14 protein-coding genes and 1 riboswitch are annotated in these 15,613 nt (G+C 52.1%); of the genes, 2 read left to right on the top strand and 12 right to left on the bottom strand.

Going from position 1 to position 15,613, the window contains the following annotated elements:
• Window positions 1–34: 34 nt before the first annotated feature.
• The 8 genes from EFO84_RS01600 to trxA form a co-directional block, all read right to left on the bottom strand.
• Window positions 35–814, bottom strand: a complete 780-nt coding sequence (locus EFO84_RS01600) for a phosphotransferase (protein WP_127346314.1) — start codon at window positions 812–814, stop codon at window positions 35–37.
• Entirely contained in the window at window positions 796–1,407 is a 612-nt protein-coding gene (pnuC, locus tag EFO84_RS01595) for a nicotinamide riboside transporter PnuC (RefSeq protein ID WP_127346313.1), read from the bottom strand. The genes EFO84_RS01600 and pnuC overlap by 19 nt, the downstream gene beginning before the upstream one ends.
• Before the next feature lie 29 nt (window positions 1,408–1,436).
• On the bottom strand, window positions 1,437–3,530 hold the full coding sequence (locus EFO84_RS01590) for a TonB-dependent receptor (RefSeq protein WP_127346312.1): 2,094 nt from the start codon (window positions 3,528–3,530) through the stop codon (window positions 1,437–1,439).
• Between the two features lie 54 nt (window positions 3,531–3,584).
• Window positions 3,585–3,693, bottom strand: a riboswitch (TPP riboswitch).
• A gap of 45 nt (window positions 3,694–3,738) precedes the next feature.
• Window positions 3,739–4,437: an NAD(P)H-flavin reductase gene (gene fre / locus EFO84_RS01585; RefSeq protein WP_127346311.1), complete on the bottom strand. Its 699-nt coding sequence runs from the start codon at window positions 4,435–4,437 to the stop codon at window positions 3,739–3,741.
• The gene (ubiD, locus tag EFO84_RS01580; RefSeq protein WP_127346310.1) at window positions 4,434–5,921 is read right to left on the bottom strand and encodes a 4-hydroxy-3-polyprenylbenzoate decarboxylase; all 1,488 of its coding nucleotides are present in this window, start codon (window positions 5,919–5,921) and stop codon (window positions 4,434–4,436) included. Before ubiD ends, fre begins: the two co-directional genes overlap by 4 nt.
• 10 nt (window positions 5,922–5,931) lie before the next feature.
• The gene (locus tag EFO84_RS01575) at window positions 5,932–7,359 is read right to left on the bottom strand and encodes a serine hydrolase domain-containing protein (protein WP_127346309.1); all 1,428 of its coding nucleotides are present in this window, start codon (window positions 7,357–7,359) and stop codon (window positions 5,932–5,934) included.
• Window positions 7,360–7,361: 2 nt separating this feature from the next.
• On the bottom strand, window positions 7,362–8,627 hold the full coding sequence (gene rho, locus EFO84_RS01570; protein ID WP_127346308.1) for a transcription termination factor Rho: 1,266 nt from the start codon (window positions 8,625–8,627) through the stop codon (window positions 7,362–7,364).
• A gap of 219 nt (window positions 8,628–8,846) precedes the next feature.
• Window positions 8,847–9,173, bottom strand: a complete 327-nt coding sequence (trxA, locus tag EFO84_RS01565; RefSeq protein WP_127346307.1) for a thioredoxin TrxA — start codon at window positions 9,171–9,173, stop codon at window positions 8,847–8,849.
• 102 nt (window positions 9,174–9,275) lie between these two features.
• Here trxA and rhlB point away from each other — a divergent pair, with 102 nt between their 5' ends.
• Window positions 9,276–10,565, top strand: a complete 1,290-nt coding sequence (gene rhlB / locus EFO84_RS01560; protein WP_127346306.1) for an ATP-dependent RNA helicase RhlB — start codon at window positions 9,276–9,278, stop codon at window positions 10,563–10,565.
• Between the two features lie 5 nt (window positions 10,566–10,570).
• Window positions 10,571–11,488: a Ppx/GppA phosphatase family protein gene (locus EFO84_RS01555; protein WP_127346305.1), complete on the top strand. Its 918-nt coding sequence runs from the start codon at window positions 10,571–10,573 to the stop codon at window positions 11,486–11,488.
• 9 nt (window positions 11,489–11,497) lie between these two features.
• Here the strand turns inward: EFO84_RS01555 and hemB are convergent, their stop codons facing one another.
• From hemB to EFO84_RS01535, 4 genes are read right to left on the bottom strand one after another with little or no spacing between them, the layout of a single operon-like run.
• On the bottom strand, window positions 11,498–12,502 hold the full coding sequence (gene hemB, locus EFO84_RS01550) for a porphobilinogen synthase (protein WP_127346304.1): 1,005 nt from the start codon (window positions 12,500–12,502) through the stop codon (window positions 11,498–11,500).
• 23 nt (window positions 12,503–12,525) lie between these two features.
• A complete protein-coding gene (locus EFO84_RS01545) occupies window positions 12,526–14,316 on the bottom strand; it encodes a sensor domain-containing diguanylate cyclase (protein ID WP_127346303.1) in 1,791 nt (596 codons plus the stop codon).
• 2 nt (window positions 14,317–14,318) lie between these two features.
• A complete protein-coding gene (locus EFO84_RS01540) occupies window positions 14,319–15,104 on the bottom strand; it encodes a TatD family hydrolase (RefSeq protein WP_127346302.1) in 786 nt (261 codons plus the stop codon).
• Window positions 15,105–15,115: 11 nt separating this feature from the next.
• A complete protein-coding gene (locus EFO84_RS01535; protein WP_127346301.1) occupies window positions 15,116–15,601 on the bottom strand; it encodes a hypothetical protein in 486 nt (161 codons plus the stop codon).
• Window positions 15,602–15,613 lie beyond the last annotated feature (12 nt).

The raw sequence follows: 15,613 nt of genomic DNA, 5'->3' as shown, positions 1-15,613 counted from the left end.
AGCCCGCCTGGTGCGGGCTTTTTTATACCTGTAGTTACAGCTGCTTTTGCAAATGATGATGCAGCTCGTACCACAGCTGACTAGTCAGTGCTACCAGCGCTAGCCAATCGGCGAGCACGGTGGTATTGACGGTAAAGCCAGCAGCACCCTCGTAGGCATGCAAAAAGGCGCGCATTTGGCTTTCTGAAAGCTGATTCACTTGAATACTGCTGGCCAGATCAAAATAACGCTCGCCCAAGCCTGAATATTCCCAGTCAATGACCAGCGGTTGCGCCGCCACAAACACGTGATGAAAGGCGAGATCGTTGTGACAGAACACCGGGTGACTGCCAAAACTATCAATGAGCTTGCGCTGTTTTTGAAGCCGCCGCTCAAACTGCTTGGCACGGTCGGCATCAAAGCGTGCCAAAGTATCGCAATAGCGTTGCAGCCGATTGCGTAGCGACCAAATAGTGACGTCAATTTGCATACGATGAATGTGGGCGCTGACATCGGCTAAAATTTGTAGTTTAGCGGTCATGCTGAGTTTGGCATGCAACAAATCTGGGCTGGTGATGTACGGCTGTAACAGCAGCCCTTGTACCGGGTCATGATGCAGTACTTGTGGCGCTAGGCCCACTTCAGCCAGTTGCTGTTGTACGCTGACTTCTTGGTTGCGGTCGAGCCCATAAGGGTGGTCAAAACGAAAATGTTTGAGTACATAGGTACCGCTCATTGCCGTCAGTTGATACACATCGTTAGCCACACCACGCAACAACGGTGCCGTTTCGACCACGCCGTGAATCGGTAAATGTTCTAACCACTGCTGCAACATGCGCGTTCCGTTTGTTGTTGTCGTTGCCACTGCCACATGGCGTAGAGTACCAGCAGCAAATAGCCTGCGTATAGCCCACCGGTGGCAACAAATCCTTTACTCGCGTATAGGTACACGTACACCGCATCGATCACCAACCAATACAGCCAATTGGAGAACAGTTTACGGGTGAGTAACCAGGTAGCAAATAGGCTAAATACGGTCGTAAAGCTATCTAACCAAACTGCTTCGGCATCAGTGTAGCGTGTCAATAACAGCGCGACTAGGGTGCTGATGCTAGACATTAGTAGCAACATCAGCGCATGCCAACGCCAACTAAAGCCTGATTGCTGCGCGGCAGGCTGCTGCCCAGCACCATATTGCCATTGCCACCAACCGTAACCGGCGAGCACAACATAAGCCACTTGCAAGCCGGCCTCCATATACAGCCGTGCACTCCACATCAGTTCGGCATAAATGCTGCAACTGACGGCGGCGGCCAACCAACACCACTGCGACTGATGCGCTGCTAGCAGCAAATAGGCTAACGCCAACAGCAGTGCCAGCCCCTCAATGGGACTGGTCTGTGCCAGCTGTTCAATAATCCAAGCCATTTACACTGTCCTTGAGCGCCGGCGCGCGTTTAAAACTGATGCCTAAAGGTAACACCAAAGCGCCGTGGTTCGCCAAATTGTTCATAGGTACGTGAAGCATACTCAATACGCGGGTCGTTACCGAAAAAGAAGCCGCGCACACCATAATCACGGTCGGTCAGATTGCGTGCCCATAGGTCAATTTGCCAATCAGCGAGCTGCCAGGCCAGGCTGGCGTGCAACAGGGTAATCGCTTGGCTTTGGCTGTTATGTGAATCGGAATAATAAAACCGATCTTTACCATCCGCCTGAATGCTAAATAGGAGAGCCTCAGAGACTTGCCATTGTAGCCCAGTATTCAGCGTATAGCTTGGCGCATGGGCCAATTCCCGCCCGCTCATGTCCATGCCATCTTGGGTGATATAGCCTTGCATTTCACTGTCTAGCAAACCCAGGCTGGCAAACCATAACCACTGCTGGTTAAGCTGCTGACGCCACTCTAACTCAAGGCCGTTGACGCGGCCACTGGCGGCATTCTCAATGTAGCCGACAAAAGTTTGTTGCTCATTGATCCAGCCTTTCAGCTGCACATCATCGCGATATTGAGCAAAAGCTGCCACCGTCAATTGCTGAGTTTGCTCCGCGTTAGCCCACTTGTAGCCAACTTCTATACTGCTGAGAAGCTCCGGCGCGAAGGTGGTGCGAGTCTGCAAGAAATCAGTGACATCGGGAAGTTGTTTGTCGATAGCACGGCCAATGGCCTCACCATTCACACCACCGGTTTTATAGCCGCGAGCCAAGGTGGCGTACCACAAAGCGCCATTGTCAGCGAGGTAGGATAGGCTTGCGCGGCCACCCCACATGGTGTCGCTCGGACGCGCTTGAACGGTGTTATTATCGCTATACGGGTTACGGTAATGCTCAACCCGACCCCCCAGGGTGAATTGCCAGTGCCGATCAAGCTGCAGCTCTAGCTCACCATAGATAGCGTTATGGCGGTTGTCATAGTCGCTGGCAAAACTGCCACGCTGTAATTGTTCATCGCGGGCGTAATGATAAAAGCCAACCAGCCAGTCTGTTGGTACGCCAAACCACTGACTTGGCACAGTACTCAACCAGCGCGCCTCAAAAGTGCGGTCGCTACGCTCACGCAGATACTGGTCAAATGACACATATTCCCAACCTGGCGCGATCCCCTCAAACGACCAATCTTCATCAAAACTATAGGTACTGTCGGCGCTGAGCCAACTGCTTGCCAACTGCAGTTCGCTACCCTGCCAGCCACTGTAACTGGCGGCCAGCCGTGCAGCTCGTAAACTTAAGTCATCTTCGCCAGGCTGATCCGACAGCGTTTGCCTGGTATTATCGAGAGAAAATGCGTCATAGCCGTTATCTTGGCGGTAGGCATGCAGGGTAGTACGCAGTTGCCAGTTCTGGCCAATATCGCTAAATACATTCAGTCGTGCCATGCGCTCTGAACGTTGCTGGGTATCATCGCGGCCTAAGAAGGTATTTTCGGTAAAGCCGTCGTCGCGATTTTGAAACACGCTAAAGCGCGCGCTGCCCAAAGCACCGAGGCCACCACCTACGGCCAAGCCACCCTGCCGTAAACCGTAATTACCCGCGCCTAACTGCCACACGCCGCTGCCCTCGCTACTAGGCCGCGTGCTCTCGAGCACCAACATGCCGGCAAGGCCATCGGCACCAAAGCGACCGCTTTGTGGGCCGCGATAGACCTCCACTTGACTGATATCAAACAGCTGAGCGGCTTGGCCTAAGCCACTGTATTGAATACCGTCAATTAACAGCCCCACTGATGGGTTAATCGGGTCAACAAACTGGCTACGCTCGCCAATACCGCGAATTTGAATAAACCGCGCGCGTGAACTGCCAGCGGAAAAATTGACGTTAGGCAAGGCATTCAGCGCATCTTCAAGATGCAGCGCAGCACGTTGCTCAAGCTGCTCAGCATTCAGTGCCGACACGCTAGTGGGGGCCTCATTAATGGCCATGCTACGAAAGGTGCCTTGAATGGTGATACGTTCAACTGCGCGCTCATCAGCGGTGCTGTCAGATTGTGCGTGAGCCAGCGGTATCAGGGTTAAAACAGTGGCGCCGAGGCACCAAGAAATACGTGAGAACATGGATCATTTCCTTTAAAAAAGCTCAGAAATAATCCGGTCGGGCAGGTCTTAAAATGGAGTGTAAGCTACCATCCCTACGCCAGTATTAACCGGATCAGGTGCAAAGGGTTTGCAGTTGCATCTCAGCCGAGACCTATCGGTCGTGGCACCCCTTGGTAATGCCCGCGCAGTATATCAGCTTGCGGGCGGAATAGAAATATTGCTGGGTTTACAGGTACGCGAGGGCATCGCCATACAATTGTGTCAGCGGCAAGCCTTGCGCATGAAAACTATCACGTACCACTCGCACCATGGCAAAGCGGCCAGCGACATACACATCGGCTTCAGCGAGATCAGTTTGTTCCGCCAGTACCGCTAAATGCACCAAGCCTTGCGCGCCGTGCCAACTGTCGCTGGCATGCTCAACCACTGGTCGATAGGAGAAATTGCTGTGCTGCTCGGCTAACTGTATTAGCTGTTGATGCGCATACAGGTCGGCCTCGCTACGCACTCCCCAATACAGCGTAATGGGCTGCGTTTTAGCCGCCGCGAGATGCGACTGTAAAATCGACCAGGTGTACGAGAAGCCAGTACCGCCAGCGACTAAAATCAGCGGCCGCACGCTATCACCACGCCACCATGCCGCACCGAGCGGCGCTTCAATGGTTAAGCGTTGCTGCTGTTGTACCTGCTGAATCACTTCATAGGCATAGGGGTTGTCGGCGGTGGCGCCAATATGTAGCTCAAACTGGTGCTGGCGACCCGCCGCGCTGGCAATCGAAAACGGCCGCTTATCCTGTTCACTCATGACTACCTGCAAATAGCTACCGGCGCGGATAGACAGCGCTTCGGGCAAATCTAAAACCAGCCGATAGACCATCGGGGTAAGTTGTTCACAGACACTCACGTGGCACTGCAGTTGTTTCATGATTGCGGTTTATCCTGACTAAAAATGGCTAATTCATCCCACAACGCGTCAACGCGCTGTTGTACGTTGCTGTCCATGACAATGGGTACGCCCCACTCACGGTCGGTTTCACCCGGCCATTTATTAGTGGCGTCCATTCCCATCTTGGAGCCTAAGCCCGATACCGGCGAAGCGAAATCCAGATAGTCGATCGGGGTATTGGCAATCATCGTAGTGTCGCGCATTGGGTCCATCCGCGTGGTCATGGCCCAAATCACATCTTTCCAATCACGGGCATTAATATCGTCGTCACAGACAATCACAAATTTGGTGTACATAAACTGCCGCAAGAACGACCATACCCCCATCATCACGCGTTTGGCATGGCCCGGATATTGCTTTTTCATGGTGACAATCGCCACGCGATATGAGCAGCCCTCAGGCGGTAGATAGAAATCGCTAATTTCTGGGAATTGCTTTTGCAGCAACGGCACAAACACTTCGTTCAAAGCAACCCCGAGCACCGCTGGCTCATCAGGTGGCCGGCCGGTATAGGTGCTGTGATAAATCGGCTGTTTACGCATAGTGATGTGGGTGACGGTAAATACCGGAAAGTGGTCGACTTCGTTGTAGTAACCGGTATGGTCACCGTAGGGGCCTTCGGGAGCCATTTCACCCGGCGCTAAGTACCCTTCAAGCACAATTTCGGCGTGCGCAGGAACTTGCAGATTGTTGCTGACGCATTGCACCACTTCAGTTTTGCCATCACGCAGTAAGCCGGCAAAAGCGTACTCAGACAAGCTATCGGGAACCGGTGTCACCGCCCCTAAAATGGTAGCCGGGTCTGCACCTAAAGCCACCGATACGGGGAAGTTCTCGCCGGGATGCTGACGTTGCCACTCTTGAAAATCGAGGGCACCGCCGCGATGCGATAACCAGCGCATAATGACTTTGTTCTTGGCTAATAACTGTTGCCGATAGATACCGAGGTTCTGGCGTTCTTTGTGCGGCCCACGGGTAACAGTCAGGCCCCAGGTAATTAATGGCGCCACATCACCTGGCCAACAATGCTGAATCGGCAGTTGGGTCAGGTCCACCGCATCACCGCTGAGCACCACTTCTTGGCACGGTGCTTTTTTCAGCACCTTGGGCGACATGCTCAATACCTTTTTGTAGATCGGTAACAGGTTGAGGGCATCACGAAAGCCTTTCGGCGGCTGCGGTTCTTTCAAAAATGCCAGTAATTGCCCAACCTCGCGCAACGCCGCAACCGATTCTTGCCCCATACCTAATGCCACTCGCTCTGGGGTACCAAATAGGTTGGCCAGCACCGGAATACTGTGGCCTTTGACGTTCTCAAACAGCAATGCCGGGCCGCCAGCCTTTAGCGTGCGATCAGAAATTTCAGTGATTTCAAGATAGGGGTCGATCTCTTGCGGAATACGTTTGAGCTCACCGCGCTGCTCAAGCAGCGCCATGAAATCACGTAGATCAGTATATTTCACCAGCAAAGTCTCACGGCTGCGCAACAGAATCGAGCGCGTTCAGCACATCGGCTGCAAATTCGTGCTCACGGAACGGTGGCTCACCTGCTAGGTCGTAGCCGCGTCTTACTATGACTAAATTACGCGAAGGGATCACAAATAAATATTGCCCACGGTTACCACGCGCAGCAATGGTATCGCTCGGTAAGCCGGGAAAACCCTGATCAAATAGCCACCATTGGGCGCCATAACCGGGAGTAGCTCGGCCAACACTGTTGACCCGTGGCGGTTGCACCGGGGCGGGAGTGCTTATGTAGGCTAGCCAGTTTAGCGGCAGAATTTGTTCGCCCTGCCACTGACCATTTTGCAGGTGCAGGATACCCAAACGCGCTAAATCACGCGCGGTGGTCCACACTTGCGATGAAATGATTAGGTCACCCTGCCAATCGGTCTCTAAAAAAGTGTGTTGCATGCCGAGTTTGTTAATCAGCTGACTAAACACAAACTGTAAATAGGCGTCGGCACTGGCAAACTGTTCACGCAATACTCGGCCCACTAACATGGTGTCGTTGTTAGCATACTTCCAGCGCGCGCCCGGCTGCGCTTCCAGGGCCGCTTCGGTGGCGGTATCACTGACTAAACCGCCGCCCAAATAAACTCGGTCAGTGCGGTTGCCGGCAACTTGACTATCAAGCCCTGAGGCCATATGTAACAGGTGTTCAAGGGTAATTTGCTGGCGTGGGTCAAGGGCTGACGACCAGTTCGCTAAGCCCGCAGGTTGCTGCACGGTGAGCAACTTTTGTTGCACCGCCACACCAATAATACTGGCGCCAATGCTCTTTGCTACTGACCAAGTACGCTGCGAGGTGGTTGGGGTAAAGCCATCGAGATAATGCTCAGCAAGAATCTGCTCAGGGGTGGCCACTAACACCGCTGAAGTGCGTGCGCCGGCACCATAATGTTGACTGAAGGCTTGTGTGATGACTTGGTCCAGTGCTGCATTGCCGCTGCTACTGTTGGGTGCTACCCGAGTTTGCCAGGGTAACCCTGAATCAGCGGCTGGCGCAGATTTAGCCTGGGCCAACAGCGGCAGTTGCTCAATGGCGCTAATATCGGCACCCACTGGCAGTTGCACACAACCAAGCTGCGGCCGCCATACGGCAAAGCGTGGTGGCATGGTGTCGCTGTAACGCACCGCCACAATTTTAGCGGTGTAATCAATCACCGCAGTTGAATCGTTCACCAACGGTTGTAGCTGCGGGTAAATGCCGGTCAGTTCATGCTGTTGGATTTGGTCGAGGGATTTATTCGCATTGAATAGCGCACTGCAGGTAAAACTAGCGCGATAACCGGCCGCGTTGGCCGCCACAGTGGCGGCACTATCTTCGGCTGCGCTGGTGGCACTAAGCATTGCTGCTAGTGCCACACTGATCAGCGTAAAACCACCGAAAGCACGCATGATTAGCTCTTCTGACGCTTCATCATGTCAAAGAACTCATCATTGGTTTTGGTCATCTGTAACTTATCAATGAGGAATTCAATCGCTTCAGTTTCACCCATTGGGTGCACGATTTTACGTAAGATCCACATCTTCTGAAGTTCTTCTGGGGTAGTCAGCAGTTCTTCGCGACGGGTACCTGAACGGTTGATATCAATAGCTGGGAATACCCGTTTTTCGGCAATTTTACGGTTCAAGTGCAGTTCCATGTTACCGGTGCCCTTAAACTCTTCGTAAATCACTTCGTCCATTTTTGAACCGGTATCAATCAGCGCGGTAGCAATAATGGTTAAGCTACCACCTTCTTCGACGTTACGGGCGGCACCAAAGAAGCGCTTTGGTTTATGCAGGGCGTTAGCATCAACACCACCGGTCAGCACTTTACCTGAGCTTGGAATGACGGTGTTGTAGGCGCGGGCTAAACGGGTAATCGAGTCAAGCAAAATCACTACGTCTTTTTTGTGCTCAACTAAGCGCTTGGCTTTTTCAATCACCATTTCGGCCACTTGCACGTGACGGCTGGCTGGCTCATCAAAGGTTGACGCCACCACTTCGCCTTTTACCAAGCGCTGCATTTCGGTCACTTCTTCTGGGCGCTCGTCGATCAGTAACACCATCAGTACGCAGTCAGGGTGGTTATAGGCAATCGATTGGGCAATGTTTTGCAGTAATAAGGTTTTACCGGCTTTGGGCGGTGCGACAATCAAACCACGTTGGCCTTTGCCGATTGGTGAGGCTAAGTCGAGTACTCGTGCGGTGATATCTTCGGTACTACCGTTACCACGTTCCATGCGCAGACGCTCGTCGGCATGCAATGGGGTTAAGTTTTCAAATAAAATCTTGTTACGCGAGTTCTCTGGCTTGTCGTAGTTGACTTCGCGGACCTTCAATAACGCGAAGTAACGCTCGCCTTCTTTCGGCGGGCGAATTTTGCCGGATACGGTATCACCGGTGCGCAAGTTGAAACGGCGAATTTGACTCGGCGACACGTAGATATCGTCAGGACCAGCCAAGTACGAGGAGTCGGCTGAGCGCAAGAAGCCAAAGCCATCTTGCAGAATTTCTAAGGCACCATCACCGTATATATCCTCACCGCTTTTGGCATGCGCCTTCAAGATGGCAAAGATAATGTCTTGTTTACGCGCACGCGCCATAGACTCGAGGCCCATTTCATCGGCGAGTTTGACCAGTTCATTGACTGGAGTATTTTTAAGTTCTGTCAGATTCATGAGGGGTTAATACTTTTTAAGTGACCAATGGATACAAAGGGTTAGGTTGAGAAATCGGTTGGGATTCGATTATTTAGCGGCCGTATGGCTGGCCCCTGATAGACATGCAATGCAGAAAAAGTACCACCGAATACTGAAAACGTCCAGTTTTTCGTCACTTTTTTGCGCAAAACCAATAAATGTAGCCGCACCCAGGGGTGGATGCGGCTCAGTCACCGCTTAAATGTTGCGGTCGATAAACTCAGCCAATTGAGTTTGTGACAACAAGCCAGTGTGGTTCGCTACCAATTCACCGTTTTTGAACAACAACAGCGTTGGGATACCACGGATACCGTATTTCTGTGGCGTTTGGTTGTTGTGGTCAACGTTCAGTTTGGCAATCGTCAACTTGTCACCGTACTGGTCAGCAGTGGCGTTTAAGATTGGCGCGATCATTTTGCACGGACCACACCACTCAGCCCAGAAATCAACCAACACTGGTTTTTCTGAATTTAAAACATCGGCCTCAAAACTTTCATCACTTAGCTGAACAATTTTGTCACTCATGATACTCTCCGCATCGGAATTTGGTTGAAATACTAGTTGGCTCGTAATATGGCCCTATTATTTCTGTTTTTGAATGCTAGCGCAAACTGATATGCTTACCCTATGAGTCAAACACACTTAACAGAGACACGCTTCGCCGATCTCGACCTGCACCCGCAGGTGCTTGCTGCCTTGAATGGCGCGGGCTTTACCCAATGTACGCCAATCCAAGCGCTCAGTTTACCGATTGCGCTAATCGGAAAAGACGTAGCCGGCCAGGCACAAACTGGCACCGGCAAGACCATGGCCTTCTTAGTGGCCACCTTCACCACCTTATTGAATAAGCCGCGGCAAGGCGAGGCACGCTATCCGCGTGCCATCATCATGGCGCCCACCCGTGAGTTGGCGATTCAAATCGCTAACGATGCCGAATTGTTGGCCAATCATTGCGACGTGAAAATTGGCGTGATCTACGGCGGCGAAGGTTACGAGAGCCAGCGCCAACGGCTTGAACAAGGGGTCGATATTTTAATCGGTACCACTGGCCGTTTGATCGATTACTACAAGCAAGGCGTGTACCAACTCGACAAAATTGAAGTGGTGGTACTCGATGAAGCCGACCGTATGTTCGACTTGGGCTTTATTAAAGACATTCGCTACATGCTAGCGAAAATGCCGGCTGCTGGCGAACGCCAAAGTATGTTGTTTTCGGCCACCTTGTCACAACGGGTGCAGGAACTGGCATACGATTACATGAACTCGCCAACCAAGGTTGAAGTGGAGCCGCTGCAAAAGACGGGCGCCCGCATCAGCGAAGAGCTGTTCTATCCGTCTAAGCAAGACAAGATTAAGTTATTGCTGACCCTGATTGAAGAAGAATGGCCAGACAAAGCGATTATTTTTGCCAATACCAAGCATACCTGCGAAAAAGTCTATCAATGGCTTGAAGCCGATGGCCATCGTGTTGGTTTACTGACCGGTGATGTAGCACAGCGCAAACGGCTGAAAATTCTAGACCAATTTACCGAAGGCGAATTGGACTTTTTAGTCGCCACCGATGTTGCGGCGCGCGGTTTGCATATTCCTGAAGTCAGCCACGTATTCAATTACGATTTGCCCGATGATTTTGAAGACTACGTGCACCGTATTGGCCGGACTGGTCGTGCGGGTGCTAGCGGTAAAGCCATTAACTTGGCCTGCGAAGAGTATGTCTACAATTTGCCAGCTATCGAAGAGTACATTGGTCACGCTATTCCGGTGTCTAAGTACGCTCCAGAAGCCTTATTGACTGATTTACGCACACCACGCCATAGCGGTAGTCAAAACCGTCGTGGTGGTCGTGGTGGCCGTCGTACCGGTGGCAATAACCAACGCCGCAGTGGCGGTGGTAACCGACAAGGCTCATCGCGGTAAGCGCAATGGCCAATGCGACGCGTCTGGCAGCAATTGATTTAGGCTCGAATAGCTTTCATTTGCTGCTGGCGCAACGCTTAACCCATGGCGGTTACAAAATTTTGGCGCGCCAGCGCCAAAAAGTGCGCTTAGCTGATGGCCTGCAAGCCAACGGCGAACTCGACCAAGCCGCTATTGATCGCGGTGTTGAATGCCTCAGTGGTTTTCGTAACTACCTCGCCCGCGGTCATGTGCAGCACATTCGCTGTGTTGCTACCGCAGCACTGCGTCAAGCCAGCAACAATGCGGCTGTGATTCAGGCCTTTGAACAAGCTCTTGGGGTTCCCATTGAATTAATTAGCGGCCATACCGAAGCTGAGCTGATCTATCAAGGCGCCACCGCAGCCATGGCCAATTCTGAGCAGGCCATGCTGGTCCTCGACATTGGTGGTGCCAGTACCGAAATGATCGCCGGTAATGGCGTGGTCCCGCATTACCTCGAAAGCCTCAACATGGGTTGTGTGATTTGGCAAAATCGCTATTTTGCCGATGGTGAAATCACTGCCGAGGCCATGCAGCAGGCCACCGCTGCAGCGGCGCAACTAGTCGCGCCGTTGAGCACACAATTTCAGCGCTACCCGTGGCAAACCGTGGTGGGTGCCTCGGGCACCTTCCGGGCGCTTTACGATATTCTGCAACGCGACAACTGCCAAGCCATTGAAGCCGCTTGGCTCGACCATGTGGTGGTGCGCGCACAACAACTTGGCCAGTGTCAGAAACTGGGGCGGCTGGGTATTCGCAAAGACCGCCAAGCGGTGTTTATGGGTGGGCTGGCTATTTTATGCGGAATCATGCAGCACTTGCCGATTACCCGTATTGAATTGGCACAAGGTGCGCTACGCGAGGGTTTGGCGCAGCAACTCGCGCTACGCCCGCTGGTTTAGTTCAACAGTCTAGGCCTGCTGCTTGAGTTTTTGCGCCGCGACTTTAGCAAAATAAGTCAAAATACCATCGGCACCGGCGCGTTTGAAACCCAGTAATGACTCCAAAATCACCTCATCAGTGAGCCAGCCATTGGCTATGGCCGCTTGCATCATGGCGTATTCGCCACTCACTTGGTAGGCAAAGGTTGGCACTTTAAAGGTGTCTTTAACACGCCGTACAATATCCAAATACGGCATGCCCGGCTTCACCATCACCATATCAGCACCCTCATCGATATCGAGAGCTACCTCATGCAGGGCTTCATCACTGTTGGCTGGGTCCATTTGATAGGTTTTTTTGTTGCCGCCTTTGAGATTGCCGGCAGAACCCACGGCATCACGGAACGGCCCATAAAAGGCCGACGCGTACTTGGCTGAATAGGCCATAATCTGCACATTCACAAAGCCGTGCTCCTCGAGTGCTTCGCGAATAGCACCAATACGCCCGTCCATCATGTCTGACGGCGCCACAATATCAGCACCAGCACGAGCATGGCTCAACGCCTGCTTCACCAAGGCTTCAATGGTGATGTCATTTTGCACATAACCGTGCTCATCGATAATGCCGTCTTGGCCATGACTGGTAAACGGATCTAAGGCAATGTCAGTCATCACGCCTAATTCAGGTACAGCCGCCTTAATGGCTCGCACCGCTTGTTGGGCTAAGCCGTTGTCATCCCATGCGGCATCAGCAGTGAGTGATTTATCGTTGGCCGGGGTCACCGGGAACAAAGCCACCACGGGAATACCCAAGGCATACACCTGTTGGCACTCAGCCACTAACAAATCGATAGACAAGCGCTCGACACCCGGCATTGAAGCCACTTGCTGGCGTTGCTGCTGACCTGGTAGCACGAACATTGGATAGATTAAATCGGCTGCAGATAGCTGGTTTTCAGCAACTAAACGACGACTAAAATCGTGTCGACGAAGCCGCCGCAAACGCCGATAGGGGAACTGGCTAGTATGTTGCATGAGTTATCTCACTACTGTGTTAGTCATTGAAATGGCGCTTCAATGCGGGCAAAACGAATTTGGTCGCGACCGGCATTTTTAGCCCGATAAAGCGCATCGTCGGCGGCGCCAATAAAGGCTTCAGGCGTTACTTCGGTAGTCGCCGCATAGTATACCGCGATGCCAATACTGACGGTAATGTGCAATTGCATAGCACGATGTTCAATCGGCATGCTACGGATCACTTCAGCCAGTCGCATGGCTGTCTCACGCGCGCCAGCCTCGTCAGTACCCGGCATTAAAATAGCAAACTCTTCACCACCGTAGCGAAATACCCGATCGCCACCGCGCTGGGTAAAGTTTTGTAGCGACTCAGCTAACTTGATCAGCACCGCATCACCTAGCAAGTGCCCATACTCGTCATTGAGCGCTTTGAAATGGTCTATATCTAACATCATCAGCGTGAGGTCTTGGCCATTACGTTTAGCACGGCGTATCTCACGTGGCAGCTCTTCGTCCATGTAGCCGCGGTTGAATAAGCCGGTTAGCCGATCTTGCTTACTTTTCTTGTCGAGTTCAACGTTGGCGACGTGCAATTGCTCGAGAGCTTGTTCGAGCTCTTGAGTACGCTGCTGCACCATTTGCTCTAACTCACTATTGAGCCGTTGTTCGGCCAATAAGCGATGGCGGCGATCGTCATTAAAACGAATCGCTAGCACCAACGACAGCAGCATAATTTCAATCGCCGAAGCCAGCATAATAGCGTAGCGTTGGATAAAAATTGAATCAAACCAGCCCAAATAACCCAGCGCGTTGCACGATATGGCGAACAGCAAACAACCTAAGGCGAGGGTATAAATTCGCGCGTAGTTCAGACCACGACGCCACAAAATGATACCGGTGAGCATCAGCTGCATACAGCCTACTACCGCGGCCACCAAGACATACGGAATAATGGTGGAGTAGGAAAATAATAAACTCGCTGAAAAAATAATGGCGTAAACACCCTGAGCAATCCGTAACGCGCGATGCAAATTAGGGCTACGTTCGCGGGTGCGCAATACTTGTGCCGCCACTTGGGTCGCAAAGATAAACACTAAGCTGCCAATCATCGTGACTATACGATCTTGTAACCACGGTGAGTCTGGCCACAAGTATTGATAACCAGTGCCATCGAGGCCTGCCAACAACAAGCCAATACTGACGATGTAAGCGGCATAATTTAAAAACGATACGTCACGCGTTACCCCGAAACTGAAACAGTTATACACCGCCATACACAGCAATAAGCCAAAATATAACGCCGTAGCGGCGGCCAAGTATTGCTGCTGTTGATGAAACTCAATCGGCTGCCACAACTGAAACGAGAAGCGCATGGAGCTCTCCGTGCGCACCCGCATATACACCGTCAAGGCCTGCTGATCGGGCAACTCCACAACAAAGTTTTTATGATCAATGGGGCGTTGTTGATAGGGCTGATGATCACCGAGGCGTTGCTCAGCAATCACTCGTCCATTGCGCACAAAGTAAAGCTGCAGGTCATCCAATAACGGATAGCCAATGTGTAGCACACGGTCATGGGTCGCTGCGTTGAATTGCGCGGTGAACCAATGAACTTGCGTGGTGTAACCAAAAGATACTTCGTTATCTGCTACGGTTTGCCAGGCACTTGTCGGTAGCGCCATGACTTTGTCGAGATTCAATGGTTGTTCAGATTCGACCAAATAAGATAACTGCGTGGGTTCGGATTGAGCATAACTGACAGGCACACTGAAGCTGATAATGAAGCTTACCCATACACACCACATCCATGGTCGCAGCACGCTGTTGATCATCGCTATCCTGTCGTGACAAAAAGTTTGGTTGAGTTACGCCATACCTGCTGGGCTAATTCGGCTATGGGTTGCTGCCGCAGCTGCGCAACCTGCTCGGCAATAGCCGGTAAATAACTGGGCACATTACTGCGGGGCCGAGGTCGAATGTTGCGCGGTAGTAAGTATGGTGCATCAGTCTCCAAAATTAAACGATCCGCTGCAATTAATGGCACCGCGCGTTGTAAATCATCACCGCGGCGTTCATCGCACACCCAACCGGTGATACCAATGTAACAATCTAATTGCTGATAGACCGCTAGTTGCTCTGGCCCACCGGTAAAACAATGGGTAAACAACTTGGGAATGTCTGCGGCGTATCGGTTTAATAGCGTGACCTGCTCGGTGAGCGCATCGCGTTCATGTAAATACACCGGTAATTGTCGTTCGGCGGCTAACTGAAGTTGTGCTTCGAATACCTGCAGCTGTGCGCTGCGACTGGAAAAATTGCGATTAAAATCAAGCCCACATTCACCAATAGCACAGACGCTTGGGTGTTGGCTGAATTGCCGCAGTTGGTTGATAAAGTGGCGCGGAGCAGCTTCGGCATCGTGCGGGTGAATACCCACGGTAGCCACTAAGTGCTGTGGAAAGCGCTCACATAACTGCAGGGCGGCGGCGCTGTGTTCTAGGTTGGTCCCTATAACCACCATGCGCACAACACCGGCTTGTTCAGCGCTGGCAATGATTTGCTCGAGGTGTTCGGTGAAACGAGCATTGGTGAGGTTCACCCCGCCATCAAACCATTGCATAGCCAGTATCCTTAATCGATACGCTGCACGCGAATACGACGATTCATGCCCTCACGACCAAGAAAAAAGCTGTCGAGTACGCCACGTTCAATGTAGTACTCGGCATCATCAGGGAGTTGGAAGGTGGCTGACTCGGTTTGTCGCCAGCGCTGACCATTGCTTAGGTCAATCACCCAATAGCCGTATACGTCTTTACTCTTGCCGACAATTTCCACTGCGAGTTTGTCTGGCGCGTCACCACCATCATCGAGGTGCTCACGGCCAAACTTATCTTCAGCGCTGACCACCGGCTGATCGGCTTGCTGCTGTTGCGTAACAACAGGCTTTTTGCCAGCACTCAGCTGATCAAAACAAACCAACCGCTGCAATGGGTTCTCAATCTTCGCACACGCAGCTAATTGCGCGTCGGTTACACTCTGCGCCTGCACTGTCACGCTGAAGAGCGCGGCGACCGCAGTACCACAGATTACACTGCTGATCATTACACGATTTGACATGTTCTGTTCCTG

The sequence above is a fragment of the Pseudidiomarina mangrovi genome (genome assembly GCF_003999375.1).
Lineage (GTDB): Bacteria > Pseudomonadota > Gammaproteobacteria > Enterobacterales > Alteromonadaceae > Pseudidiomarina > Pseudidiomarina mangrovi.
The sequence above is the reverse complement of the archived record's forward strand: the minus strand, read 5'-3'. Positions and strand labels throughout refer to the sequence as shown.

What these genes read in the sequence shown, in the direction of transcription:
- trxA (WP_127346307.1), bottom strand. Translation starts at nt 9,173, where the DNA reads ATGAGTGACAAAATTGTTCAGCTAAGTGATGAAAGTTTTGAGGCCGAT.
- rhlB (WP_127346306.1), top strand. Translation starts at nt 9,276, where the DNA reads ATGAGTCAAACACACTTAACAGAGACACGCTTCGCCGATCTCGACCTG.
- EFO84_RS01545 (WP_127346303.1), bottom strand. Translation starts at nt 14,316, where the DNA reads ATGATCAACAGCGTGCTGCGACCATGGATGTGGTGTGTATGGGTAAGC.
- fre (WP_127346311.1), bottom strand. Translation starts at nt 4,437, where the DNA reads ATGAAACAACTGCAGTGCCACGTGAGTGTCTGTGAACAACTTACCCCG.
- rho (WP_127346308.1), bottom strand. Translation starts at nt 8,627, where the DNA reads ATGAATCTGACAGAACTTAAAAATACTCCAGTCAATGAACTGGTCAAA.
- EFO84_RS01540 (WP_127346302.1), bottom strand. Translation starts at nt 15,104, where the DNA reads ATGCAATGGTTTGATGGCGGGGTGAACCTCACCAATGCTCGTTTCACC.
- EFO84_RS01590 (WP_127346312.1), bottom strand. Translation starts at nt 3,530, where the DNA reads ATGTTCTCACGTATTTCTTGGTGCCTCGGCGCCACTGTTTTAACCCTG.
- EFO84_RS01600 (WP_127346314.1), bottom strand. Translation starts at nt 814, where the DNA reads ATGTTGCAGCAGTGGTTAGAACATTTACCGATTCACGGCGTGGTCGAA.
- pnuC (WP_127346313.1), bottom strand. Translation starts at nt 1,407, where the DNA reads ATGGCTTGGATTATTGAACAGCTGGCACAGACCAGTCCCATTGAGGGG.
- EFO84_RS01575 (WP_127346309.1), bottom strand. Translation starts at nt 7,359, where the DNA reads ATGCGTGCTTTCGGTGGTTTTACGCTGATCAGTGTGGCACTAGCAGCA.
- hemB (WP_127346304.1), bottom strand. Translation starts at nt 12,502, where the DNA reads ATGCAACATACTAGCCAGTTCCCCTATCGGCGTTTGCGGCGGCTTCGT.
- EFO84_RS01535 (WP_127346301.1), bottom strand. Translation starts at nt 15,601, where the DNA reads ATGTCAAATCGTGTAATGATCAGCAGTGTAATCTGTGGTACTGCGGTC.
- EFO84_RS01555 (WP_127346305.1), top strand. Translation starts at nt 10,571, where the DNA reads ATGGCCAATGCGACGCGTCTGGCAGCAATTGATTTAGGCTCGAATAGC.